The 24,810-nt window shown below is 37.4% G+C and carries 24 protein-coding genes; 18 read left to right on the top strand and 6 right to left on the bottom strand.

From position 1 onward, the window contains the following. Positions 1 to 6: 6 nt before the first annotated feature. The 5 genes from IGI63_RS06270 (at position 7) to IGI63_RS06250 (ending at position 5,503) form a co-directional block, all read left to right on the top strand. On the top strand, positions 7 to 1,299 hold the full coding sequence (locus IGI63_RS06270; protein WP_002359581.1) for a GntP family permease: 1,293 nt from the start codon (positions 7 to 9) through the stop codon (positions 1,297 to 1,299). A gap of 21 nt (positions 1,300 to 1,320) precedes the next feature. After that, a complete protein-coding gene (locus IGI63_RS06265; protein ID WP_002356517.1) occupies positions 1,321 to 2,469 on the top strand; it encodes a glycerate kinase in 1,149 nt (382 codons plus the stop codon). A gap of 141 nt (positions 2,470 to 2,610) precedes the next feature. Next, positions 2,611 to 3,624 carry a CdaR family transcriptional regulator gene (locus IGI63_RS06260; RefSeq protein WP_002356518.1) on the top strand — a complete coding sequence of 338 codons (1,014 nt, stop codon included), beginning with the start codon at positions 2,611 to 2,613 and terminating at the stop codon, positions 3,622 to 3,624. 122 nt (positions 3,625 to 3,746) lie between these two features. Next, on the top strand, positions 3,747 to 4,649 hold the full coding sequence (locus IGI63_RS06255) for a diacylglycerol/lipid kinase family protein (protein WP_033625099.1): 903 nt from the start codon (positions 3,747 to 3,749) through the stop codon (positions 4,647 to 4,649). A gap of 119 nt (positions 4,650 to 4,768) precedes the next feature. Beyond that, the gene (locus tag IGI63_RS06250) at positions 4,769 to 5,503 is read left to right on the top strand and encodes a YcjF family protein (RefSeq protein ID WP_002384134.1); all 735 of its coding nucleotides are present in this window, start codon (positions 4,769 to 4,771) and stop codon (positions 5,501 to 5,503) included. Positions 5,504 to 5,787: 284 nt separating this feature from the next. On the opposite strand, the gene IGI63_RS06245 is transcribed toward IGI63_RS06250, so the two are convergent. The 4 genes from IGI63_RS06245 to IGI63_RS06230 all read right to left on the bottom strand — a co-directional run bounded on the left by IGI63_RS06245 (position 5,788) and on the right by IGI63_RS06230 (position 11,474). After that, on the bottom strand, positions 5,788 to 7,497 hold the full coding sequence (locus IGI63_RS06245; protein ID WP_002356521.1) for an ABC transporter permease/substrate binding protein: 1,710 nt from the start codon (positions 7,495 to 7,497) through the stop codon (positions 5,788 to 5,790). Further along, a complete protein-coding gene (locus IGI63_RS06240) occupies positions 7,490 to 8,680 on the bottom strand; it encodes a quaternary amine ABC transporter ATP-binding protein (protein WP_002388977.1) in 1,191 nt (396 codons plus the stop codon). Before IGI63_RS06240 ends, IGI63_RS06245 begins: the two co-directional genes overlap by 8 nt. 200 nt (positions 8,681 to 8,880) lie before the next feature. Then, positions 8,881 to 9,513, bottom strand: a complete 633-nt coding sequence (locus tag IGI63_RS06235; RefSeq protein WP_002356525.1) for a GntR family transcriptional regulator — start codon at positions 9,511 to 9,513, stop codon at positions 8,881 to 8,883. A gap of 14 nt (positions 9,514 to 9,527) precedes the next feature. Next, positions 9,528 to 11,474, bottom strand: coding sequence for an ABC-F family ATP-binding cassette domain-containing protein (locus IGI63_RS06230; RefSeq protein ID WP_002410270.1), 1,947 nt, complete (start codon positions 11,472 to 11,474; stop codon positions 9,528 to 9,530). Between the two features lie 213 nt (positions 11,475 to 11,687). Here IGI63_RS06230 and IGI63_RS06225 point away from each other — a divergent pair, with 213 nt between their 5' ends. Continuing rightward, positions 11,688 to 12,338 (top strand): redox-sensing transcriptional repressor Rex, encoded by a 651-nt coding sequence (locus IGI63_RS06225; RefSeq protein ID WP_002356528.1) that lies wholly within the window; start codon positions 11,688 to 11,690, stop codon positions 12,336 to 12,338. A gap of 44 nt (positions 12,339 to 12,382) precedes the next feature. Here the strand turns inward: IGI63_RS06225 and IGI63_RS06220 are convergent, their stop codons facing one another. Together IGI63_RS06220 and IGI63_RS06215 are read right to left on the bottom strand one after the other, a co-directional pair. After that, positions 12,383 to 13,036 (bottom strand): CPBP family intramembrane glutamic endopeptidase, encoded by a 654-nt coding sequence (locus tag IGI63_RS06220; protein WP_002362272.1) that lies wholly within the window; start codon positions 13,034 to 13,036, stop codon positions 12,383 to 12,385. Positions 13,037 to 13,054: 18 nt separating this feature from the next. Further along, positions 13,055 to 13,231 carry a hypothetical protein gene (locus IGI63_RS06215; protein ID WP_002356530.1) on the bottom strand — a complete coding sequence of 59 codons (177 nt, stop codon included), beginning with the start codon at positions 13,229 to 13,231 and terminating at the stop codon, positions 13,055 to 13,057. 232 nt (positions 13,232 to 13,463) lie between these two features. Here IGI63_RS06215 and groES point away from each other — a divergent pair, with 232 nt between their 5' ends. The 12 genes from groES to secG all read left to right on the top strand — a co-directional run bounded on the left by groES (position 13,464) and on the right by secG (position 24,783). Continuing rightward, positions 13,464 to 13,748: a co-chaperone GroES gene (gene groES, locus IGI63_RS06210; RefSeq protein ID WP_002356531.1), complete on the top strand. Its 285-nt coding sequence runs from the start codon at positions 13,464 to 13,466 to the stop codon at positions 13,746 to 13,748. A gap of 57 nt (positions 13,749 to 13,805) precedes the next feature. After that, on the top strand, positions 13,806 to 15,431 hold the full coding sequence (groL, locus tag IGI63_RS06205) for a chaperonin GroEL (protein WP_002362559.1): 1,626 nt from the start codon (positions 13,806 to 13,808) through the stop codon (positions 15,429 to 15,431). Between the two features lie 297 nt (positions 15,432 to 15,728). Then, positions 15,729 to 16,448: a response regulator transcription factor gene (locus IGI63_RS06200; protein ID WP_002356534.1), complete on the top strand. Its 720-nt coding sequence runs from the start codon at positions 15,729 to 15,731 to the stop codon at positions 16,446 to 16,448. Positions 16,449 to 16,471: 23 nt separating this feature from the next. After that, positions 16,472 to 17,182, top strand: coding sequence for a hypothetical protein (locus IGI63_RS06195; RefSeq protein ID WP_429975524.1), 711 nt, complete (start codon positions 16,472 to 16,474; stop codon positions 17,180 to 17,182). Positions 17,183 to 17,198: 16 nt separating this feature from the next. Further along, positions 17,199 to 18,719 carry a glucosaminidase domain-containing protein gene (locus IGI63_RS06190; RefSeq protein WP_429975523.1) on the top strand — a complete coding sequence of 507 codons (1,521 nt, stop codon included), beginning with the start codon at positions 17,199 to 17,201 and terminating at the stop codon, positions 18,717 to 18,719. 218 nt (positions 18,720 to 18,937) lie between these two features. Next, on the top strand, positions 18,938 to 19,348 hold the full coding sequence (locus IGI63_RS06185; RefSeq protein WP_002356537.1) for a GtrA family protein: 411 nt from the start codon (positions 18,938 to 18,940) through the stop codon (positions 19,346 to 19,348). A gap of 77 nt (positions 19,349 to 19,425) precedes the next feature. Beyond that, complete coding sequence (locus IGI63_RS06180; protein ID WP_002356538.1) at positions 19,426 to 20,910, top strand: nicotinate phosphoribosyltransferase; 1,485 nt, start codon at positions 19,426 to 19,428, stop codon at positions 20,908 to 20,910. Between the two features lie 2 nt (positions 20,911 to 20,912). Then, positions 20,913 to 21,740 carry an ammonia-dependent NAD(+) synthetase gene (nadE, locus tag IGI63_RS06175; RefSeq protein ID WP_429975522.1) on the top strand — a complete coding sequence of 276 codons (828 nt, stop codon included), beginning with the start codon at positions 20,913 to 20,915 and terminating at the stop codon, positions 21,738 to 21,740. Positions 21,741 to 21,908: 168 nt separating this feature from the next. Next, complete coding sequence (locus IGI63_RS06170; RefSeq protein ID WP_002384144.1) at positions 21,909 to 23,738, top strand: heavy metal translocating P-type ATPase; 1,830 nt, start codon at positions 21,909 to 21,911, stop codon at positions 23,736 to 23,738. Between the two features lie 91 nt (positions 23,739 to 23,829). Continuing rightward, complete coding sequence (locus IGI63_RS06165) at positions 23,830 to 24,114, top strand: (4Fe-4S)-binding protein (protein ID WP_010710643.1); 285 nt, start codon at positions 23,830 to 23,832, stop codon at positions 24,112 to 24,114. Then, the gene (locus tag IGI63_RS06160) at positions 24,104 to 24,379 is read left to right on the top strand and encodes a GNAT family N-acetyltransferase (protein WP_002356545.1); all 276 of its coding nucleotides are present in this window, start codon (positions 24,104 to 24,106) and stop codon (positions 24,377 to 24,379) included. Before IGI63_RS06165 ends, IGI63_RS06160 begins: the two co-directional genes overlap by 11 nt. A 167-nt stretch (positions 24,380 to 24,546) precedes the next feature. Continuing rightward, the gene (gene secG / locus IGI63_RS06155) at positions 24,547 to 24,783 is read left to right on the top strand and encodes a preprotein translocase subunit SecG (RefSeq protein ID WP_002356546.1); all 237 of its coding nucleotides are present in this window, start codon (positions 24,547 to 24,549) and stop codon (positions 24,781 to 24,783) included. Positions 24,784 to 24,810: the final 27 nt, after the last annotated feature.

Below are 24,810 nucleotides of genomic sequence, written 5' to 3'. Positions count from 1 at the left end.
TTTTGAATGCCAGATATTACAATATCTTGGGTTGCTGCAATTTTAGGATTAGTTGTAGCGATAGTATTAATTTTGAAAAAATTTAATCCTGTGTATTCCTTGTTTTTTGGTGCAATTGTTGGTTGTCTTATTGGAGGCGCTTCCCTGTCAGATACAGTCGCTGTTCTATTAAACGGAACACAAAGTATTATGGGAACCGCAATCCGTGTCTTAGCAGCCGGCATGTTGGCGGGTGTGATGATGGAATCTGGTGCGGCAGAATCAATTGCCAACGCCATTGTACAAAAGCTTGGCGAGAAAAAAGCTATTTTATCTTTGGCATTATCCACAATGGTAATTACAGCAGTGGGCGTATTCATTCCTGTTGCAGTGTTGATTGTTGCCCCGATTGCTCTATCTGTTGGGAAAAGTACGGGTATCAGTAAGTTATCATTATTGATTGCCTTATCAGGTGGCGGCAAAGCGGGCAATATTATTTCGCCTAATCCAAATACTATTGCAGCGGCGAACGGCTTTGATTTACCTCTAAGTGACGTTATGATTGCTGGCTTTATTCCAGCCGTATTTGGCTTAATTACAGCTGTTGTTCTTGCAAATATCATGAGAAGCAAAGGATCAATGGTCAAAGAAACGGATCTTGTAGAGGAACAAACAAAAGAATTATTACCTTTGAAAAAGGCGTTGATCGCGCCAGTGTTAGCGATTGTCTTATTATTACTTAATCCGATTGGCGCCGTTTTAAATATTTCTTTCATCAAAAGTTTGAATATTGATGCTCTGTATATTTTGCCGTTCGCCTCAGTTGTTGGGACAATTGCGATTGGGCAAACAAAACAACTGGCCTTTTATGCATCTTCTGGCTTGAAGAGAGTAACCGATACCGTTTTAATTTTAATTGGTGCAGGTGCAATTGCTGGATTAATTTCTGTTTCTGATTTATCAACACAAATTGTCCACTTAATTTCTGTTATGGGAATTTCTGGAACCTTCTTGGCACCGATTTCTGGTATTTTAATGGGCTTAGCAGTTGGTTCAACATCCACAGCGGTTATTTTAGCGACAGGTTCTTTTGGACCAGCGATTTTAGATATGGGCACATCTTCACTTTCAGCAGCAGTCATGGTGCATACTGGTGCAACTGTGATTGATAGTGTTCCTCAAGGCAATTATTTCCATATTACGGCACAAAGTATGAATATGACGATTAAAGAAAGAATTCGAGTGATTCCTTATGAAATGTGTGTCGGTGGGGTAATGACGATTGTTGCAACCATTTTATATGGCTTTATTTTAAACTAGTTGGAAAGTAGGCGCGAAAAGATGACGAAAAAATTTGTTTTGGCTCCAGACTCATTTAAAGAAAGTATGAGTGCAAAAGAAGCCTGTCTGGCAATGGAAAAAGGGATTTTAGCTGTATTTAAAGATGCAGACATTCAACATGTCCCGATGGCAGACGGCGGGGAAGGAACGGTGGATTCCTTAGTGGATGCAACAGGAGGTACAAGAGTACCAGTGCGCGTGGCAGGACCGCTTCCTGATCAAATCGTTGAAACCTATTACGGCTTATTAGGTGACCAAGAAACGGTGGTCATTGAAATGGCGAAAGCCAACGGAATTGAATTGGTTAAAGCAGCAGAACGTAATCCCTTGATCACTTCTACTTATGGTACAGGAGAGATGATTCAACATGCGCTCAATCATGGGGCAAAAAAAATCATTATCGGCATTGGTGGTAGCGTGACAAATGATGGGGGTGCAGGTATGATTCAGGCACTTGGTGCGCGTTTGTTAGACAAGGAAGGGCAAGAATTGACACGTGGCGGTGGTGCATTAGATAAACTGGCGCAGATCGATTTAACACAGTTTGATCAACGTATTTTTGCTACCGAAGTTCTAGTAGCTAGTGATGTGAATAACCCACTAACAGGGCCAACAGGGGCGTCTCATGTCTTTGGTCCGCAAAAAGGTGCGACAGAAGAAATGGTGGCTCAATTAGATAAAAACTTAGCCCATTATGCAGCAATCATCAAAAAAGAGGTCGGCATTGATGTTGAGATGATGCCAGGCGCAGGAGCTGCTGGTGGTTTGGGTGCAGGGTTACTAGCATTCACAAAAGCTCAGTTACGCCCAGGGATTGATATTGTCGTAGAAGTGAATCAATTAGAAGAAAAAATAAAAGCTGCTGATTATGTCTTTACTGGTGAAGGCGGGATGGATTTTCAAACAAAATTCGGCAAAGCCCCTTATGGCGTCTCACGTTTGGCCAAGAAGTATCAAAAACCGGTTTTCGCTTGTGCTGGCTATATCGGCAAAGATGTGGATGTCCTCTATGAAGAAGGGATGACGGCTATTTTTGGAATTTTGGCCAAAGCCGAACCATTGGAAGCAGCATTGAAAAATGGGCCAGTTAACTTAGAAAGAACCGTTGAAAATATTGCTCGTACATTACAGCTGGTGCCTTGTGACTAAGAACTAACCATGGTATCATCAGTAATGAAAGCTGAAATAAAAATGTTCAGTCGTTGATCTGAAGAATTAAGCGTTTGGGACATAAGTCATTGCGGCTTATGTCCCAAACGCTACTCGCTTTTTAGAAAGTTGGCGATAGCAATGTTAAAATTAGACAAAATCCAAGCAAATAAAATTGTTGAAAAGTTGATGGCAGATATTCCTTATAACATCAATATTATGGATGAACGAGGAAAAATTATTGCGAGTGGAGATTCTGCTCGAATTGGGGAGCGCCATCGTGGTGCAGAAAGAGCCATCAATGAACGAAAAAATATTGAAATTTATAAAGATACTTCTTTAGAGAAAAAAGGCACCAATGAACCGATTATTTTGAATGATCACATTTTAGGTGTCGTAGGCATTTCAGGAGAACCAGACGAGGTGCGCAAATTTACCAAACTTGTGCGCTCGATTGTTCTTTTACTGACAGAAGAATTAAATACACAACAAGAACGCGAAAAAAAGAAGAAACAAAAAAATCAGTTTATCCAGCACTTAATGCATGTTGATTCTGCTTACTCAGAAGCCTTAAAACTTGAAGCGTTGGAACTATATAACCTTCAATTAGATGACCAGAATCATTGTGTACTGACCAAGGACAAGCGCTTATTATCCAGTTATTATCCTGGCCATGAAATATTTGAATGGGAAAATTGTTATCTGGTGATTACTTCTGAACCACCTCAGATAACAAAGCCAGTAACAGAATACCTTGTGATAAGTTCGGAAAAAGCCACGATTCAACAAATGGTCCAAGAGGCACAAAACACGTATTTACTTCTATCGTTTCTCCAATTAGAAAAGGCTAAGTTTTACCAAGCAGAAGATTTTTTCATTCAAGGAATTTTTAATTTTCCTTTTCATATTGAATTGGATTTTTTTGAAACCATCCAGACGATTTATGATGAATACTATGAAACCGTTATTTTTTTCGCCAATCATAACTTAAACATCAATGAAACCTCACAAGTATTACATATCCATCGAAATACATTGAATTACCGTTTGAAACGAATTCATGAATTGACGGGGATGGATCCAAAAGTTTGGCAAGATTTTTGGAAATTGTTCTATTATTTTGCCTATTGCTTTAAAGAACGTTTTGAAAAGTAGTGAGGAGCAGGAATGCTTGTTTGTTAAGCAAGTGTCAGCATATTTTTCGCCAGAATCAAAAATATCTTTTATAATAATTGTAAGGAATCAAACGATTTAGATATCAATGAGGAGTGGTGCCAGTGAAAAAAGCAGTTTTAATTGTTAACCCCAGTTCTGGTGGTGAAAAAGCCAAAGAATTTGAAACGTTAGCAGAAGAAAAATTAAAGCAGTTATTTGATGAAGTTGTAGTGAAACAAACAGAAAAAGGCGGCGATGCAGAACAATTTGCCCGTGAAGCTGCGGAAAGTCACTTCGACAGTGTTTTCGTAATGGGGGGAGATGGAACCGTTAATGAAGGAATTAGCGGGTTGGCAGAACAAGATTACCGCCCAAAATTTGGCTTTTTTCCTTTAGGAACGGTGAACGATTTAGCGCGAGCCTTGAATTTACCGATGGACCCTGAAGAAGCGATTCAACAATTAGATTTAGAAAAAACCAGTGCTTTAGATGTGGGGAAAATCAATGACGACTACTTTATGAATGTCGTTGCGATTGGGACGATTCCAGAGTCAATTAACGACGTGGACGTTGAACAAAAAACGAAGTTAGGAAAACTCGCTTATTTTATTTCAGGTGCCAAACATTTAGCGAATGCTCAAACGTATCCTTTTCATTTAAGCTTGGATCAAAAAGAACAAACCATTGAAAGTAGTACCGTTTTAGTTGGCTTAACGAATTCAATCGGTGGGTTTGAAACATTATTACCAGAGGCCCAAGTGGATGATGGCAAACTTCATTTAGTTTATTTAAAAGATCAATCATTGTGGGATGCAGTAAAAGCAGTCCCAGATTTGTTAAAAGGAGTCGACCAGTCCACTGATAATTTAGTTTACCTAACCTTTAAAGAAGGAACAATCTCCTTAGAAAACCAAGAAGAATTAACCACTAATGTGGATGGTGATGAAGGAGCTGCTTTGCCAATTACGCTGGAAATTTTGCCTAAACACTTGACGGTGTATTGCGGTGAAGAACAAACAAAATAGCTGATTTTTTGAGAAAAGCTAGAACATTTCTATTTGTTTGAAAAACAGATAAGTTCTGGCTTTTCAAATCATCTAAAAGAGAATCAATCAGGGGCTATGCTATACTTTGTTTCTACATATTGATAGATAAGGGAGTTAATGAGATGAGAAGAAAAAAACATAAAAACAAAAAGAAACAAGAACTTTTTGAAGAGATTGAAAAACAAGAATTAGCAGAACAAGAAACTAAGCAATTGAATGAAGAAATCGAAGACCCAGAATTTCGTTCTTTTTTTCAAGATGTCTTGAAAAAATTTCCACAAAAAACGTCTACAGCCATAATGAATGCTTTCGCAACTTCTAAAGGTAAAGCAGAACAATTAGTGACGAATAGTCAAACACAACTCGACAAAGTATTTGATGAATTTTTGGCTGGTGTTTCACCTGACGTGAAAAAGAAAAGTCATCAAACGATTCATTTTGCTGCATTGTCAGCAGCAATTATTGGGTTTTCGCCAATTCCATTTTCGGATGCTTTTTTACTGGTACCTGTTCAATTAACTATGATGTCACGGCTGCATAAAATTTTTGGTCAGTCTTGGTCTGAAAGCTTAGGGAAAAGCTTAACCAAAGAATTAGTAGTGGTTAGTTTAGGTAAGAGTGCAGTCGGGAATATTCTAAAAGTGATTCCTGTTGTCGGAACTGTGACTGGTGGCATGGTCAATGCTTCAGTTGCGGTAGCAATTACGGAAGCGCTTGGCTGGGTTACCGTCAAAATGTTAAACGATGGTGTTGATATCTTTGATGATGTGATGTCTTTCAAAGGACAATTTTCAACATTATTTAAAGCCATCCAAAATGCTAAAAAGAAATAATCGCTGTATTGATTAACTAGGGTGAGACACATTTAAACTTTTTTAAGTAATTCGTAGCAAATTTCCAAGGTTTTCGTCACAAATTATTCACAGGTTCTCGTTAATATATAAGCATACCAACAAAACACCCAACATAAACACTTTTCATTTTTACTCCTCAAGTAAAAATAACTCCTTTCCACTCAGTCTACCCAACTGAGTGGTTTTTTTGGCGAAAAAAGAGGGCGTTGAACAATTTGTTCAACGCCCTCTTTTAAATAGATGGGGAAGTCATTTGTTAAGAATTATTTTTTCCATTCTGCTACTTGGTCTTTATGTGAATCAACCCAATCGCGTGCAGCTTCTTGTGGGTCTTTGCCTTCGTTAATTTCTAACATGACAGATTCCATATCCTTAGTGGTCCAATGGAAATTATCTAACACTTTGTAAGCTTCTGGTTGATCTTCTTTTAGGCCTTGGCGAGCCATTGTGTGAATCGCTTCTTCGCCGCCCATAGTGCCTTTTGGATCAGCTAAATATTTTAAATCATATTTTGCAAACATCCAGTGAGGAGACCAGCCAGTAATAACGATGTCTTCGTTGTTTTTAATTGCTTGTCCTAAGGCGACAGTCATGGCACCTGATGAAGAAGTTTCAACAGACCAATCTTTCAAATTAGGATAAGCTTCTTTAGTTTTCTCTGCTGCTGCAACAACACCAGCCCCAGGTTCAATTCCAGTAATCTTTTTCCCAGCTTGATCAGATAAATCTTCGATAGAATCAACATCCATATAAGAAGGGACGACAATTCCTAGCTTCGCGCCTTTAAGGTTTTCACCAAGGTCGTCTAATTTATCTTTATATTGTTTATATTGCTCTGCGTGAGTTCCTGGCAGCCACGCACCAACCATGGCATCTGTTTCACCTTTAGCTACAGATTCCCACATGATTGCGTTATCTAAAGGAGTCGTTTTAACATCATACCCCATATCTTTTAAGACTTCGGCAACCACATGTGTGGAGGCTACTTCGGTATCCCATTCCACATAAGAAAGGGAAATTTGCTTATCATTTGTTGTTGTAAAAATTGAAGCACCGACTAAGCCAGCGACAATTACAACAACCGCTGCAATAATCCCATATTTTTTCTTTTTAGAGGTGGCACCAGCTGCTTTAGGGGCTGCTTTTTTATTATTTAAATGTTGAGTAAAACGGTCAATGATAATCGCTAAAATAACTAAAGCCACACCATTTACGAAACCGTTCCCGACTTGCGCACGTTGTAAAGCAGAAAGGACGCCACGTCCTAATCCAGGCGCACCAATCATTGAAGCAATAACTACCATTGATAGGGCTAGCATGGTTGTTTGATTAACACCAGCCATAATCGTGTTTTTGGCTAAAGGTAATTCTAATTTGAATAATTTTTGCCAGCCAGTACTACCGTAAGAATCAGCTGCTTCAACAAGTTCATTTGGTACTTGTCGAATTCCTAAATTCGTAAAGCGCACGGTTGGTGGTAAAGCGAAGATAACAGAGGCGAAGACCCCAGGAACCATACCAATTCCGAAGAATGCAACGGCTGGAATCAAGTAAACGAAACCAGGCATTGTTTGCATGAAGTCCAAAATCGGTGTAATAATACTCTTGGCTTTTTCGCTTTTCGCCATTAAAATCCCTAGTGGCACACCAATGATAATGGAAATAACACTAGAAAGTAAAACTAACGTAACGGTACTCATTAAATCGTTCCATAAGTTTTGATTATAGATAAACATTAAGCCGATAAACGTGAATAAACTTAAGCCGATTTTTTTATTAGAAATAAAGAAAGCAGCAATCGTTAATAGCACGATCAGCACAAGTGGTGGTACGGCTGTTAGTAAGGCAGTAATGTTGTCCATTACACTTTGACCAATTGTTTGTAAAAAGCTGAATAATCCAGCAAATGTTGAAGTTAACCAATCAGTAAAACTTTCAACCCAAGACGCGACAGGTAATTGATACTTATTCATGTTCGTTCACCTCTGTTTCTGCAAGTGCTTCAAGTACGCTACCACGGATGACCACGCCTAATAGTTTGCCGTTATCAGTCACGGCAAGAGGTGTTTGTGCATCATAAATCAGTGGAAAAATATCATTCACTAACATATCTTTGTCGATTGTTTGAATTTCTGGATCCACACATTCTACAAGAGAAGTCCCGTTTTTACGCGCTTCTAAAGCTTTTTCTGCGCGTACAACGCCTTTTAGTTGGCGTTTTTTATCCACGGCAAGTAACATACTCACTTCTTCTTGACGCATCCGTTTTAAAGCAACAGTTGGGCCATCAATTTCAATGTTAGTAGTTAAAGCAGGTACCATAATATTTTGGGCAGTTAAGACTTTTGAACGATCCACATCTTCCACGAAGGTTCGCACATATTCGTTGGCTGGGTTGGTTAAAATTTCTTCTCCAGTCCCAATTTGCATAATTTGACCATCTTTCATCAAAGCAATCCGGTCGCCGATTCGTAAAGCTTCATTCAAATCATGTGTGATAAAGATAATGGTTTTTTTGACATTTTCTTGTAAATCTAATAGTTCGTCTTGCATTTCACGACGAATTAACGGATCAAGAGCAGAGAACGCTTCGTCCATTAATAAAATTTCTGGATCGTTAGCCAAGGCACGAGCAAGGCCGACACGTTGTTGCATCCCACCAGATAATTGACTTGGTAATTGGTCTTTAAAAGCAATTAAGCTAGAATTTTCTAAGGCTTTTTCAGCTTTTGCTTGGCGTTCTTCTTTAGGAACACCACGAATTTCTAAACCATATTCCGTATTTTCTAAGATAGTTCGATGGGGGAAAAGACCAAAGTTTTGGAAAACCATGCTCATTTTATTTCGACGTACTTCACGTAATCCTTCTTTATCTAAAGAAGAAATATCTTGTCCATCAATATAAATATTTCCTGAAGTTGGTTCAATCAAACGATTTAATAAACGAATTAATGTTGATTTCCCACTTCCTGATAACCCCATAATAACGAAAATTTCGCCTTCTTCAACTTCGAAATTTACATCATAAACACCGACTGTGGCACCCGTTTTTTCTAAAATTTCTGTTTTGCTTTTGTTGGCACGAATCATTTCAAGTGCCGGTTTGGTTTTCTTACCAAAGATCTTGGTAAGGTGATTTACTTTTACTTTTGGCAAATCATTGTTCCTCCTCATTAAAAAAAGTGACTACATCAGACTACTATAAAGTTGTCACTTTGTCAAATTAGATGAAAATCTTTCTGAAAATGAAGAAAAACAGTATTTTAACTAGGTTTTATAGTGGTTTTTTATGAAAAATAGAAATAATAAATAAAAAAAGTGACTATTTACCGCAAGATAAGTAGTCACTTTTTTGTTTAAGGATAAAAGAAATTCTGCACTCGTTGTAAGGTTGATTCGTCATGTCCAACAAAATAAAGTGTGTCGTTCAACGAAATCTTTGCATATGGACCAGGTGAGACCAGAAGTTCTTCTTTGTGTTTGATGGCGATAATCGTTGCCGAAGTGTTTTGCCAAAAATTCATTTCGCTAATCGTCGCCTCAAGATAAGCAGCTTCTTCTGTTAAAACTAATGAATAAGGATTCATTGGATTGAAAGAATCAAAACGCTTTGTTTGTTCAACAAGAGTATCTAGAATGCTAGAAAAATGAGTAAGTTCTTCTTTTTGTTTCGCTACGCTATCTAGCAATTCTTCTTTAATTTCAGCAATCGTTTGAACGTCTTGATATTGTGTCACAAAGTCCTGCGCTTTTTCTTTTGATGCCACATAGAAGCCGCTGCCGTGTTTGGCTTTAACGATTTCTAAATCGACTAAAACGATAATGGCTTTGCGGGCTGTTTCTGGCGACACTTGGTATTGGTTAGCTAGGGTGGAACGGGCATGGATTTTATCTCCAACATGTAATTTGCCTTCTGCAATTTTTTCCGCAACATCAACGGCGATTTGTTGATATTTGGGCTTCGTTAAACTGATTTTTTTGGAAGCCATAGTGAATCCCTCCGTTAATTGTTATTTTCCATTTCTTCTAATTCTAAACTGAAATTTTCCCATTGCTCAAGTAGTTCATCTTGTTGCTGACGAGCGTCATCTAATTGTTGGTTTAAAGCCAGCAATTCAACATGATTTTCTAGAATGTCTGGTTGACTCATTTGTGCTTCCAATTGTGCAATTGTCGTATCTAACTGAGCAAGATTTTCTTCGACTTGTGTTATTTTTCTCTGCAAAGTACGGAGTAATTTTTGTTGCTCCTTATTTTGATAAAAGGTATTTTTGGCTGTAACTGGTTTGGGTTTTTTCGCCGCTTCTTCATTAGCTAAGAGGGCAGCGATTTCTTCTTCCTCTTGTTTCTTTTCTAAATAATAGTCATAGTCGCCTAAATAAAGTTTGCTGCCCTTTTCAGAAAGCTCAACAACTTTTGTTGCAATTCGATTGATAAAGTAACGGTCATGAGAAACGAAGAGGATGGTTCCTTCATAATCAATCAGCGCATTTTCTAAAACTTCTTTATTATCGATATCCAAGTGGTTGGTTGGCTCATCGAGAATCAAGAAATTGTCACGATCCATCGCTAATTTTGCTAATGCCACACGGGCTTTTTCGCCACCACTTAATAAAGGAATCGTTTTTTCAACATCATCTCCACTGAAGAGAAAGCCGCCTAAAATACTTCGAATCTCTTTTTCAGGTGTGGTTGGGTGTTCATCCCATAATTCCGCTAAGACCGTTTTATTGCCATGTAAATTGGCTTGCTCTTGGTCATAGTAACCTACAGAAACATTGGTGCCAAAAGTTTTACTTCCTTTAATGAAAGGAATGCGATCAATAATTGATTTCAAGAGAGTGGATTTACCAATTCCGTTCGGTCCGACTAAGGCAATGGCTTCTTTGCGACGAATATCCAAGTGAATAGGTTCGGATAAAATATGTTCTTGGTCGTAACCAATGGCGGCATCTTCGACTTGTAAAACAACATTTCCCGAGACTTTTTCACTATCGAAAAGAAAATGCGCCGATTTTTCATCTCCTTGAGGTCGGTCTAAACGGTCCATTTTTTCTAATACTTTTCGGCGACTTTGTGCACGTTTCGTTGTAGATGCACGAACCAGATTTTTGGCAACGAAATCTTCTAACTTATTGATTTCTTCTTGTTGCTTTTCATACGCTTTCCATTCACTGGCTAATTGTTCTGCTTTTAACTCTAAGTATTTGGAATAGTTTCCTTTGTAGTGAGTCATTTTTTTGCGGCTCAGTTCATAAACTTCATTAACTACCTTATCTAAAAAATAACGATCGTGGGAAACAATTAATAGGGCGCCGGGATAACTTGGCAAATAAGATTCCAGCCAAGAAAGCGTCTCGATATCTAAGTGGTTTGTAGGCTCGTCCAGAATTAAAATGTCTGGTTTTTGTAAAAGCATTCTCGCTAATGCAAGCCGGGTTTTTTGACCACCAGATAAGGTTTGAATATCTTTCGTGTAAAAGGATTCATCAAAGCCAAAGCCGTGAAGGACTGAACGAATTTCATTTTCATAGCCGTAGCCATTTTTTTCAGAAAACGTATGTTGCAATTGATCGTACTCTTTTAAAATTCCTTCATAAACGGAGGTGGTTGGCTCCATTTCACTAATTTTGGTTTCTAATTCTCGCATACGCTGTTCCATTTCTAGGATGTCAGCAAAGGCTTTTGTCATTTCTTCCCAAACGGTTTTATCTGATTCTAAGCCGGTATTTTGAGCTAAATAACCTAACGTAGCAGTTTTATTTTTGGCAATGGTTCCGCTATCGGGAGCATCAATGCCTGCAATGATTTTTAAAAAAGTCGATTTTCCAGCACCATTACGACCAACTAAGGCAATCCGACTTTTTGTTGCAATTTCTAAATGTATATTTTCAAACAATGTTTCCGAGCCAAAATGCCGGGCAACTTGATTTGCTTGTAATAAAATCATCAGTAGTCCTCATTTCTAAATTCATTGCCCTTAGTGTAGCATAAAATCTGCTAAAATAGCACGTATCAAAAAATGCTTTGTGAAGGTTTATACCTTTTATCACAAACTTTTGAAGAAAAATGCTATTTTTGAGCCATAGAATTGCTTTTTATTGTGAAAAACTGCTATTATGTTAATGGATAAGATTTAAGTGAAAGTATTGGAGGTCCAATTGTGAAAGATCAAGTTATTCCAAAAGCAACGGCGCGACGCCTTCCTTTATATTATCGCTACTTAAGAATGTTACATGATACAGGAAAAAATAAAGTCTCATCAACTGAATTAAGTGAAGCGGTACAAGTAGACAGTGCGACTATTCGTCGTGACTTTTCATATTTTGGTGAATTAGGTAAACGTGGGTACGGCTATGATGTTGAAAACTTAATGAACTTTTTTGCAAAAACATTGAATGAAGATGAGTTAACCAATGTCGCATTAATCGGGGTTGGTAATTTAGGAAGTGCTTTATTAAAGTACAAATTCCATCAAAGCAACAGTATTCGTGTAAGTTGCGCATTTGATGTGAATGAAGATATTGTGGGACGCATTGTTGACGGTATTCCGGTTTATCCAATGGAAGATATGATGGAACAAATCCGTGTTCAACAAATCGAAGTAGCTATTTTAACTATTCCAGCTCGCAAAGCGCAAGAAGTTGTGAACAAACTTGCCGAAGCAGGGGTTAAAGGAATTCTAAACTTTACGGCTGCGCGTTTAGTAGCGCCACCTGAAGTATTAATTCAAAATGTTGACTTAACCAACGAATTACAAACATTAATTTATTTCTTACATCATGACAACGAATTGATTGACGAAGAAGAATAAGCAAAAGAAAAGGGCCTAGTCGTTTAAATGACTAGGCCCTTTTCTTATTGAATTGTACCATTATGCAAAAGTAGTTGAACAATAATCACAATCGTATTCATGCCACAATGGGCAATAATTGAGGTCCAAATTTTTCCAGTTTGCTTGTACAAAAGAGCAAAGAAAAATCCCATAAAGAAATAAACAAAAAAGTGACCATCGGCATGTGCGAGTGAAAAAATCGCCGAACTAACAGTAGCCGCAATCCAGAAATTTGTAAAAGGCTGGATTAAATGGATAAATGCATAACGAAAGACGAATTCTTCCATAATCGGACCACCGATAGTAGTTGCCAAAATAAATAAAGGATTTGCCAAAATCACCGCTACAATAGCTTGTGTATTTTGAGAAGTAGCTTGTTCTCCTGTGATGGCTACTTCAATGGCAAAAGTAACCCCTTGAATCAGCATGGCAATGAAAATCCCACTAACACCTAGTAAAAAAATAAAAATAGGTGATTTCAAGGTTGCTGTTTCCTCTAAAGGAGAAGGTTCTGTTGTTTTTAAAAAGATGCCAATCATTACAAGGGCGCCAATAATGTAGAGAGCAGTTGTCACATTAATCGCTGCATTGGGGGAAATACCCGAAAAAAGTAACGGCCCGAAAAAAGCGATAATGTATGTGACTAAAATAAATAAACTTGATTTTCTTAAGGTCATGGTTAATCCTTTCTATAATTATTTTTTACGATTATTGCGATATCCTAATAAAAGAAAAACGAATAAGAAAAAGAAAAGAGATTCCCAAAGTGTCGAAACAATTCCTTCTGTGACACTGAAAACAAGATTTCCTAAATTCGCTATCACAAAATAAACGAATGTTGCTATTAGTGCTGTAAGTAAACGTTGTTTCATTTTATTCGCCTCCAATCGTAGTCAATTTATTTTACCATGAATTAAAGGATTGGAAAAACATTCCATGAAAAAAGAATACGCAATAAAAAATGCGTATCTTATAATTGACAAGAAAAAGAGAGAAAAGACTTGCATTTTTAGAGTGAAATGAGTATTATAAATAGTGTGAGTTAGCACTCTTGTGTATCGAGTGCTAAAATAAGCGAAAACTTTTTATTTGGAGGGATTTATTGTGTTAAAACCATTAGGCGATCGCGTCGTAATTAGAGTCGCGAAAGAAGAAGAAAAAACTGTTGGAGGAATTGTTCTTGCATCCGTTGCAAAAGAAAAACCACAAACAGGTGAAGTTATCGCAGTAGGTGAAGGTCGTGTGCTTGAAAATGGCACAAAAGTTCCGATGGAAGTAAAAATTGGTGACACAGTAATGTTTGAAAAATATTCAGGAACAGAAGTGAAATACGAAGGCGTAGAATACTTAATTGTATCAGCCAAAGACATTATTGCCACTGTTGAATAATAAACAACTTTTACAGAATAATATAATAGAAGAAAAAAATTATGAGGTGAAGAAATCATGGCAAAAGAGATTAAATTTGCAGAAGATGCACGTGCAGCAATGCTACGCGGAGTAGATGTATTAGCAGATACAGTGAAAGTGACATTAGGCCCTAAAGGTCGTAACGTTGTTTTAGAAAAATCATTTGGTTCACCATTGATTACTAACGATGGAGTAACAATTGCTAAGGAAATTGAATTAGAAGATCATTTTGAAAACATGGGCGCAAAATTAGTTTCAGAAGTTGCTTCTAAAACGAATGATATTGCTGGTGACGGAACAACAACAGCGACTGTTTTGACACAAGCCATTGTTCGTGAAGGCTTAAAAAACGTAACTGCTGGAGCTAACCCATTAGGTATTCGCCGTGGGATTGAATTAGCAACAAAAACAGCAGTAGAAGAATTACACAATATTTCATCTGTAGTTGATTCAAAAGAAGCGATTGCACAAGTCGCTGCTGTTTCATCAGGTTCTGAAAAAGTCGGCCAATTAATTGCTGATGCAATGGAAAAAGTTGGTAACGACGGCGTAATTACCATTGAAGAATCAAAAGGGATTGAAACAGAATTAGATGTGGTTGAAGGAATGCAATTCGACCGCGGTTATTTATCTCAATACATGGTTACTGACAACGATAAAATGGAAGCTGTTTTAGAAAATCCATATATCTTAATTACCGACAAAAAAATCTCAAATATTCAAGATATCTTACCTTTATTAGAACAAATTCTACAACAAAGCCGTCCACTATTGATCATTGCGGATGATGTTGATGGGGAAGCTCTACCAACATTAGTATTGAACAAAATCCGTGGTACATTTAATGTTGTCGCAGTAAAAGCGCCAGGATTTGGTGACCGCCGCAAAGCGATGCTTGAAGATATTGCTATTTTAACAGGTGGTACAGTAATCACTGACGACTTAGGGTTAGAGTTAAAAGACACAACTATTGAAAACTTAGGAAATGCTAGCAAAGTAGTTGTCGACAAAGATAACACAACAATTGTTGAAGGTGCTGGTTCAAAAGAAGCCATTGATGCCCGCGTTCATTTAATTAAAAACCAAATCGGCGAAACAACGTCTGATTTTGATCGTGAAAAATTACAAGAACGTTTAGCTAAATTAGCTGGTGGGGTTGCTGTCGTTAAAGTCGGTGCTGCAACTGAAACAGAATTAAAAGAATTAAAATTACGAATTGAAGATGCATTAAACGCAACACGTGCCGCTGTAGAAGAAGGCATGGTTTCTGGTGGTGGTACCGCACTGGTCAATGTAATTGGTAAAGTCGCTGCGCTAGAAGCTGAAGGCGATGTGGCAACAGGGATCAAGATTGTCGTTCGTGCATTAGAAGAACCAATCCGTCAAATCGCTGAAAATGCTGGTTATGAAGGATCAGTGATTGTTGACAAACTAAAAAATGTTGACTTAGGTATCGGATTCAATGCAGCTAACGGTGAATGGGTAAACATGGTTGAAGCCGGTATTGTTGACCCAACAAAAGTAACTCGTTCTGCCTTACAAAATGCAGCTTCTGTGTCAGCTTTATTATTAACAACTGAAGCAGTTGTTGCAGACAAACCAGAACCAGCTGCACCAGCTCCTATGATGGATCCATCAATGGGCATGGGCGGTATGATGTAAAAATAAAAAAGTATTCTAAAAGCTTACGATTGAAAAATCGTAAGCTTTTTATAAAGAATAAATAATCTAAATAATATCTTTGCTTATGGTGTTTTCTCAAATATTTACTCAATTAACAAAAAAGATGATAATTTAAAGGATTCGTTTTAGCTAGACAGCCTTGTTTTTATTCGATAAAATTTAGTAATAACAATCATTTTTTGAAAACTAGTAGTTGGTAATTTTTATTTATTAATAGAATATAAATAAAAATTATTATATTTTGAAGGGGAATATTAGGAAGATTGAGGTGGAAAAATGGAAAAATATACAATTGGTGTCGTTCCTTTGACAATTGAAACAAAAGAATACTGTCAAAATTGGTTTGTTAGTAATCAAGTAGAATGTCAGATCATCCAAGGAACAAATATACTTCTTCATTTGCACCATATTGATGGATTAGTGATTGAAGTTACTGACCACCAGCAAGTAAATACTTGTTGTGAGTTATTAATGACGATTCGCAAGCAGTCAGATTTACCGATTTGGTTATTTTCTCGGACAGAAGTAATTAGTAAAGTCAATCGAATTATTTATTTACAATTAGGTGCAGATGGCGTTTTTGATCATTCTTATGATCGTCAAGAATGCATGTTAAGCATGAGTAATTTATTGCAACGTGTAAAAAGACGTTTTTATCCTAAATTAGCTATTGCAAACGAGGAACAAACAGTTACTAAGAATCTTTCTGAGAGATTGTATTTAATTGCGCCAAATTTGAGTGTTTGCTTGGGAAGTGGAGAAGAAATTCTTTTAACAAAATTGGAATTTTTCACAATAGAGTATTTATACAAACACGCAGGACAAACAATTACATATGAAGAACTCTACAAAAATGTCTGGAAAGATACTGCGAATGAACGAAAATATCGTGTCGCTAATGTGATTTTCCATTTGCGTAAAAAAATTGAACAAGATGTGAACAAACCACAATATATCAAAACAATTCGCTCAAAAGGCTATATGTTAACGGTGTAAAAGGTACGAAGGAGGAGAAACAAATGTGGCAATTTTTGACTAAAAACAATGAAGATGAGGAGTATGAGAAGATGCCGGATTTTGAAAATGAACAATCGATGAAAGCACAACCAACGGTAACAGAAGAAGCAATCTTTGATGACGAGTTCGTTTATGCAAAAGAGCAATCCGCAAAAGTAAAACAGGTCCAGCAACAAGTGCCGACTGAACTGTCAGAAGAGTCATTTTCTTTTGTTGAAAAACTAGAAGAAGAAAATCAACTATATCAGCAATCCATTAAAAAGCTAACGGAGCAATTATTAATGCAAACCAATGAAGTGGAAGCATTACAAAAACAAGTAGTCGAAAAAGATGTTCAACTTAAACATGTTAAAGAAACATTAAGTGATAAAGTAACAACTATCACTTCTTTACAGAAACAATTGTCTGAAGAAAAGATGCAACAGAGACAGACCAGTGAAGAGAATTTAGACACAGCCGTTACGCTTTCTCAAAAAGAAATTGGCGAAGTGTTATTAGAAGCCAAACGTCAAGCAAAAGAAACAATTAGTCAAGCCAAACAACAAGTTGCAACAGTTCATGAAGAAATGGAACAACGTTTAGCAACTTTAACACGCATGAAGCAAGTGGCAAGAGAGTACCAAGCTTATTGTGAACAAATGCTGACAATCAAGAATGAATCAACAGGAACGTACCGACAGATAGAGCAGTTATTAGCAGAAATAAAGAGGTAAATGAAGGAGAAATGCGATGAAAAAAAGAAAGGCAAGATATTTGAAGTTGGTATGTATTGGAATTTTAGGGATTTATGCGGGCGCCAGTTACTACAATTCGGAACCATTAATCGCTCAAGAAGAGACCGAAACGAGGGACGAAAGTCGACAGCTATCGCTGGAAGAAAAAAGAGCGGACCAAGCCAATCAAGACCAAGGAACCCTTACTTCTTCAACGCTGAACGAAACAATAATAAGTTCGTCTGAACAACAAGAAAGTTCAACACAAAATGACAGCAGTGACCATCAGGAAAATAATGTGGAACCATTAGAATCTGAAAATAGTTTACCGCCACAAGAAAAGACAATTGCTAGTACTAAACCAACCGAATCGTTACAAAATGAGCAACCAGTATCTGAAGAGCGTAAAGCGCTCACTGAGAAGTCACCTCATAATCAGGAACCACAAAATTCTACATTAACTGAAAAGACCAAAGAGCCGTTGGTACATTCAGAGGTAGACAATAGTCAAGAAAAGGAAAAGCAAGCAGGAATTCAACAACAAGCCGAGGCAAATTTTGTTGTCCAAGAGAATGCTTCTACTTCTGAGTTTATTAGAAAAATCGGTGAAGAAGCACGAGTTATTGGTCAGCGACATGATCTATACGCTTCTGTCATGATAGCTCAAGCTATTTTAGAGAGTGGCTCGGGCAATAGTGCGTTAGCGGCGGCGCCAAATTATAATTTGTTTGGCATTAAAGGAGCTTACCATGGTCAAAGTGTCAGCTTTCCCACACAAGAAGATGATGGTAAAGGGAAGATGACCACCATTCATGCCGATTTTCGTCAGTATCCATCTTATAAAGAGTCATTAACAGACTATAGTAAATTAATTATCAATGGGCTGGCGGGTAATCCGACGTTTTATCACGGCGTTTTGAAAGCAAACACGACGGATTATCAGCAGGCAACAAAATTTTTAACAGGTCGTTATGCAACGGATACATATTACGATAAAAAATTAAACGCGTTGATTGAAACCTATCAATTAACTGAATACGATCAAGAAAAGAAGAAACCAGTAGTGACTAATTTGGCAGAAGAAAAGAAACCTTCGTTTGATAAGGAAGCAGTCATCTATGAAGTAAGCAAAGGAGATTCTCTCGCCACCATTAGCCAGACGTTTGGTGTGTCAGCAACAGCCATCTTAAAACAAAATTCAAAGACTCAAGAAATGTTTTATATTGGCCAAAAAATCACGATTCCTCAGCATACAGCGGCGACTTCTCTAGAACCGAAAGAACAAGCGTTACTTCAATCACTAATAATCAGTAAATCGGTGACTAATGCTTTGAAGACAGCAGAACAATCAAATGGTACAGCGAATGACTCAAAAACAGAGTCTACTGAGTATTATGAAGTAAAAAGAGGAGAGACACTCGCAAAAATTGCAAAAAAAACGGGCTATTCCTTAACCGCCCTCAAGCAGGCAAATGACTTAACGTATTCTGTATTAACCGAAGGACAAACGATAGCACTTCCTAAGCTAAAGGACTAATGCTGATTTAACTTATCGGTCGATGGAGTCAATATATTATTAGAGTAAGAGTAGAGGGTAAGTTCATTCATGGATGAACTTTTCCTCTACTCTTATTATGTTTTTCATAAATACTTAATAAATAGTAAAATTAGCAAGAGAATTGTGTCTTTACACAAAATAGATAGGTTTTCTTGCCGAAGTTTGATAAAATGATTAGTTGAAAGGATGCGTGAAAATTGAAAGAATTATTTCGTAAATACCGAGAAGTACTGGCTTATTTATTTTTTGGTGGTGCAACGACTGTCGTCAACTTAGTTGTGTTTTTTGTTTGTCAAAATGTGTTAGGGTTGGATTACAAGATAAGTAACACAATTAGTTGGTTTTTATCTGTTCTATTTGCCTTTTTCACGAATAAATATTGGGTATTCGCAAGTAAGCATGAAAGCATAGCTGGTTTTTTTAAAGAAATGGGCTTATTTTATTGGTACCGAATTTTATCTTTTGTGGCTGATATGGGTTTAATGATTCTCCTAATTGATGGCATTCATTTTTCATCGTTTTGGGCGAAAATGATTACACAAGTTGTAGTAGTGATTTTAAATTATTTCTTCAGTAAGTTTTTCATTTTTAAAGAAAAAGAGGTCTAAGCAGATTTTAGGCTAAAAAAAATTTTTTTGTTATAATATAAACAAGTTTTTAATACAAAGAATAGAGGTAGAAAACGATGGACTATACATATGCAGATGATAGTTTGACATTGCATACAGATATGTATCAAATCAATATGATGCAAACATACTGGGAATTAGGGAGAGCAGATTTACATGCTGTTTTTGAATGTTACTTTAGAGAGATGCCCTTTAATCATGGCTACGCAATTTTTGCAGGTTTAGAACGTTTAGTCAATTATCTCGAAAATTTAACGTTCACAGAATCTGATATTGCATATCTCCGAGAAGTTGAAGAATATCCAGAAGATTTCTTGACGTATTTAGCAAATTTTGAATTTAAATGTACTGTACGCTCTGCTTTAGAAGGGGATTTGGTTTTTAATAACGAACCGTTAATTCAAATTGAAGGTCCTTTGGCACAATGTCAATTGGTAGAAACTGCCTTGCTAAATATGGTGAATTTCCAAACATTAATTGCGACAAAAGCGGCTCGAATTAAATCCGTGATAGGCGATGATCCTTTATTGGAATTTGGAACACGCCGGGCACAAGAATTAGATGCTGCCATTTGGGGCACAAGAGCCGCCTATATTGGTGGGGCGGACGCGACAAGTAATGTTCGTGCTGGTAAAATTTTTGGTATTCCGGTTAGTGGGACTCATGCCCATTCATTGGTTCAGTCGTATGGAAATGATTATGAAGCATTCATGGCGTATGCCAAAACACATCGGGATTGCGTTTTCCTTGTTGATACGTATGATACTTTGAAAGCGGGAGTGCCAAGCGCAATTCGAGTAGCTCGAGAAATGGGTGATAAAATTAATTTCCTAGGTGTGCGGATTGATAGTGGCGATATGGCTTATATTTCTAAACGAGTTCGTGAACAACTGGACGAAGCTGGCTTTACTGAAGCAAAAATTTATGCATCGAATGATTTAGATGAAAATACGATTTTGAATCTAAAAATGCAAAAATCAAAAATTGATGTATGGGGCGTGGGTACCAAGCTGATTACCGCCTATGATCAACCGGCTTTAGGAGCGGTGTTTAAATTAGTTTCAATTGAAGGTGAAGATGGTCAAATGAAAGATACCATTAAACTATCTAGCAATGCTGAAAAAGTGACAACACCAGGAAAAAAACAAGTCTGGCGCATTACACGTAAATCTGATAAAAAGTCAGAAGGGGACTATGTGACACTTTGGAACGAAGATCCTCGCCAAGAAGAAGAAATTTATATGTTCCATCCCGTTCATACCTTTATTAATAAGTATGTCCGTGATTTTGAAGCACGGCCAGTACTCCAAGATATTTTCGTTGAAGGAAAACGTGTGTATGAATTACCAACTTTAGATGAAATTAAACAATATGCAAAAGAAAATTTAGATTCACTTTGGGAAGAATACAAGCGGGACTTGAATCCGCAGAAATATCCAGTGGACCTTTCAACAGATTGTTGGAACCACAAAATGAATTTATTGGAAAAAGTGCGTAAAGACGTTAAACATTTAACGGAAACGGTGAATAAGGAGGCCTAGAAATGACAACACTTCAAGAAAAAATCATTCAAGAGTTAGGTGTTTTACCGACAATTGATCCAAAAGAAGAAGTTCGTAAAAGTATTGATTTTCTGAAAGCTTATTTAACTAAACAGCCTTTTTTAAAAACCTTTGTCTTGGGAATTAGTGGCGGACAAGATTCAACATTAGCTGGGCGCTTAGCACAATTAGCGATGACTGAAATGCGCGAAGAAACAGGAGATATGTCGTATCAATTTATTGCGATTCGCCTTCCATACGGTGAGCAAGCAGATGAAGCTGATGCACAAGCCGCGCTAGCCTTTATCCAGCCAGATGTTTCTTTACGAGTGGATATTAAACCAGCAGTGGATGCAATGGTTGGTTCGCTAGAAAACGCTGGCGTTCAAATTAGCGATTTTAATAAAGGGAACATGAAAGCACGTCAACGTATGATTACACAATATGCAGTAGCTGGCGAAAATGCTGGCGCAGTAATTGGCACAGACCACGCAGCCGAAAATGTCACAGCTTTCTTCACTAAATATGGCGATGGCGGAGCGGATATTTTACCGTTATTTCGTTTAAATAAGCGCCAAGGAAAAGCTTTGCTGAAAGAACTTGGGGCACCAGAAGCCTTGTATCTAAAAATACCAACAGCTGATCTAGAAGATGACAAACCGTTAGTTGCAGATGAAGTTGCCTTAGGTGTCACGTATGATGCCATTGATGACTATTTGGAAGGCAAAAAAGTCTCGGAAACAGATCAACAAACAATTGAAAACTGGTATAAAAAAGGACAACACAAACGGCATTTACCCATTACAATTTTTGATGATTTTTGGAAATAAAAACACAGACCATCGGCGAATGAACGATGGTCTGTGTTTTTTTTACATAACTACTTTTCAGAAAGTAAACGTTGCTACAGCAACTATCCTATGATAATGAAAGTCGTTTTCATTTAGGCGTTTTCACTTTCTTTTTCAAAACAGAAAAGGTACGCTCAATAATGTAAAGTGAATGATGGGAGAGAAAAAGAGATGAAGCATGTAACAAAATTGGGGATTACAATTATAACAGGAGTTTTGGCATTATTATTTGAATTTATTTTACATCAGCCGAATTGGGCGTATGGCATTATTTTAATAACAGGTTCTGTAATGGCGTTAATGATGTTCTGGGAAATGATTCAAACCTTACGTGAAGGAAAATATGGTGTCGATATTTTAGCGATTACCGCTATCGTTGCAACCTTAGCTGTGGGAGAATACTGGGCCAGTTTGATGATTTTAATTATGTTGACTGGTGGTGATTCATTAGAAGACTATGCCGCTGGAAAAGCTAACCAAGAGCTGAAGTCATTATTGGATAACTCGCCACAAAAAGCTCATCGCTTGAATGGCGAAAATTTAGAAGATGTTTCTGTTGAGGAAATCAATGTTGGCGATGAATTAGTAGTAAAACCAGGGGAACTAGTTCCAGTTGATGGCTTGGTAAAAACCGGGACATCAACAGTCGATGAATCTTCATTAACAGGAGAATCAAAACCAATTGAAAAAAATCCTGGTGATGAATTAATGTCGGGTTCCGTGAATGGTGATGGCTCTTTGAAAATGGTTGCTGAAAAAACTGTAGCCGACAGTCAATATCAAACAATTGTGAACTTAGTGAAAGAATCTGCGGCACGTCCAGCTCATTTTGTACGTTTAGCAGACCGCTATGCGGTACCTTTTACACTAGTTGCCTACCTAATTGCAGGTGTTGCTTGGTTTGTTTCGAAAAGTCCGACACGCTTTGCGGAAGTCTTAGTGGTTGCTTCGCCGTGTCCTTTAATTCTATCTGCCCCAATTGCTTTAGTGGCAGGGATGGGTCGTTCAAGTCGTCATGGGGTCGTTATTAAATCGGGAACGATGGTCGAAAAATTAGCTTCTGCAAAAACGATTGCGTTTGATAAAACAGGCACGATTACGCAAGGACAACTTTCTGTTGATCAAGTCCAACCAATCAATGCTGAAATAACTGCTGCTGAATTAGTGGGATTGGCAGCAAGCGTGGAACAAGAATCAAGTCATATTTTAGCTAGATCAATTGTTGCTTATGCCAGAAAGCAAGATGTCCCATTAAAAAATATTACAGATCTAGCGGAAGTTTCTGGTGCTGGCGTGAAGGCATTTGTGGATGGTGCTGAGATACGGGTAGGTAAAAAGAATTTTGTGACACAAGAGTCTCAAGAAACTGAAAAAATTGATAAAACGACTATTCATATTTCACGTAATGGCACATATTTAGGCCGAATTACTTTTACAGACACTGTACGCCCAGAAGCAAAAGAGACTATGGAAAAATTACACCAATTACATCTTCAACGAATTTTAATGCTGACGGGGGATCAAGAATCCGTCGCAGAAACGATTGCTGCAGAAGTAGGAATTACCGAAGTACATGGGGAATGTTTACCACAAGATAAATTAACTATTCTAAAAGAATTGCCTAAAGAAAATCATCCAGTCATCATGGTAGGAGATGGTGTAAATGATGCACCTTCGCTTGCCGCTGCAGACGTAGGTATTGCTATGGGCGCTCATGGAGCTACTGCGGCTAGTGAAACTGCTGACGTTGTTATTTTAAAAGATGACTTAAGTAAAGTCAGCCAAGCGGTCGAAATTGCCCAAGACACCATGAAAATTGCCAAACAATCTGTATTAATCGGAATTTTTATCTGCGTTTTACTAATGTTAATTGCTAGTACCGGGATCATTCCGGCGCTAATCGGGGCTATGCTACAAGAAGTCGTGGACACTGTGTCAATCTTATCTGCTTTGCGTGCTCGTCGAATTGGCAAGTAAGGTGGAACAATTAATTGCCTGAATGTCCAGCTTAGTGGTAAAATAAAGGTACGTTTTTAATATTAATAAGTTACAGGGGAGAGATTGTGCAATGAAAGGAAACCAAATAGATGGGCAACCAGTCACGGAAGAACAACTATTAAAAGAAGGCTACCGTAAATATACTGGGAAAGGAATTGATATCTTTTATAATAAAGATATTTGTGAACATATTGGTAATTGTGTTCGCGGAAATCCAGAAGTCTTTGAAGTTGGTCGGAAACCATGGATTATTCCAGATAACGGAAGTGTTGAAAATGACATGATTGTGGTAGATTCATGTCCAAGTGGTGCTCTAAAATATATTCGGAAAGCAGGGAACGAATATGCAAATTAAAGAAGAAAACAATCGTTTTGCTCTATATAACGATGAAAACCAAGAAATTGGTGAAATGACTTGGTCAGATGCTGGCGAAAGCATGATGATTATTGACCATACGTTTGTTGATCCAACTTATCGTGGACAAAAATTAGCTGAAAAACTTGTTTTAGCCGGTGTTGAAAAAGCGAGAAAAGAGCATAAAAAAATTATTCCGCTATGTCCATTTGCCAAAAAAGAATTTGATACTAAACCTGAATACGGAGACGTGTTGAGAAAATAAAAAATAAGTTAGCAACAGCCGCAAGTAGAAATCTGATTCCTACTTGCGGCTGTTGCTATTAGAGACAAATAAGGAAAGACATTAAATTTCACTGGTGTTTACAGATAAAATATGCTACATTAAAGTAGATGAATTTCGCATATTTGTATAAAAAGGAGAATTAACGCATGTATAATCTAATCTTAACGTTGGTCATCATTTTATCTGTTTTAATCGTCATTACTGTTATGATGCAACCAAGCAAACAAAACAGTGCAGCAAGTGCCTTCACTGGCGGTGCAGATAAATTATTTGGGAAGCAAAAAGCGCGCGGTTTTGAAGCTGTTATGCAACGCTCAACAGCAGTTCTTGGCGCAATTTGGATGATTTTATTATTTGTTTTGGCGTTCTTATCTTCAAAATAAGTACGTAATCTTTTAAAATGACAAGTT

The organism is Enterococcus sp. DIV0086, assembly GCF_050498705.1.
In the GTDB taxonomy this organism is placed as follows: Bacteria; Bacillota; Bacilli; order Lactobacillales; family Enterococcaceae; genus Enterococcus; species Enterococcus faecalis.
This window is presented reverse-complemented; position numbering and strand designations above follow the sequence as displayed.

What these genes read in the sequence shown, in the direction of transcription:
- IGI63_RS06195 (WP_429975524.1), top strand. Translation starts at nt 16,472, where the DNA reads ATGTGGCAATTTTTGACTAAAAACAATGAAGATGAGGAGTATGAGAAG.
- IGI63_RS06215 (WP_002356530.1), bottom strand. Translation starts at nt 13,231, where the DNA reads ATGAAACAACGTTTACTTACAGCACTAATAGCAACATTCGTTTATTTT.
- IGI63_RS06220 (WP_002362272.1), bottom strand. Translation starts at nt 13,036, where the DNA reads ATGACCTTAAGAAAATCAAGTTTATTTATTTTAGTCACATACATTATC.
- IGI63_RS06180 (WP_002356538.1), top strand. Translation starts at nt 19,426, where the DNA reads ATGGACTATACATATGCAGATGATAGTTTGACATTGCATACAGATATG.
- nadE (WP_429975522.1), top strand. Translation starts at nt 20,913, where the DNA reads ATGACAACACTTCAAGAAAAAATCATTCAAGAGTTAGGTGTTTTACCG.
- IGI63_RS06230 (WP_002410270.1), bottom strand. Translation starts at nt 11,474, where the DNA reads ATGATTTTATTACAAGCAAATCAAGTTGCCCGGCATTTTGGCTCGGAA.
- secG (WP_002356546.1), top strand. Translation starts at nt 24,547, where the DNA reads ATGTATAATCTAATCTTAACGTTGGTCATCATTTTATCTGTTTTAATC.
- IGI63_RS06260 (WP_002356518.1), top strand. Translation starts at nt 2,611, where the DNA reads ATGTTAAAATTAGACAAAATCCAAGCAAATAAAATTGTTGAAAAGTTG.
- IGI63_RS06200 (WP_002356534.1), top strand. Translation starts at nt 15,729, where the DNA reads ATGGAAAAATATACAATTGGTGTCGTTCCTTTGACAATTGAAACAAAA.
- IGI63_RS06235 (WP_002356525.1), bottom strand. Translation starts at nt 9,513, where the DNA reads ATGGCTTCCAAAAAAATCAGTTTAACGAAGCCCAAATATCAACAAATC.
- IGI63_RS06245 (WP_002356521.1), bottom strand. Translation starts at nt 7,497, where the DNA reads ATGAATAAGTATCAATTACCTGTCGCGTCTTGGGTTGAAAGTTTTACT.
- IGI63_RS06265 (WP_002356517.1), top strand. Translation starts at nt 1,321, where the DNA reads ATGACGAAAAAATTTGTTTTGGCTCCAGACTCATTTAAAGAAAGTATG.
- IGI63_RS06165 (WP_010710643.1), top strand. Translation starts at nt 23,830, where the DNA reads ATGAAAGGAAACCAAATAGATGGGCAACCAGTCACGGAAGAACAACTA.
- groL (WP_002362559.1), top strand. Translation starts at nt 13,806, where the DNA reads ATGGCAAAAGAGATTAAATTTGCAGAAGATGCACGTGCAGCAATGCTA.
- IGI63_RS06270 (WP_002359581.1), top strand. Translation starts at nt 7, where the DNA reads ATGCCAGATATTACAATATCTTGGGTTGCTGCAATTTTAGGATTAGTT.
- IGI63_RS06190 (WP_429975523.1), top strand. Translation starts at nt 17,199, where the DNA reads ATGAAAAAAAGAAAGGCAAGATATTTGAAGTTGGTATGTATTGGAATT.
- IGI63_RS06160 (WP_002356545.1), top strand. Translation starts at nt 24,104, where the DNA reads ATGCAAATTAAAGAAGAAAACAATCGTTTTGCTCTATATAACGATGAA.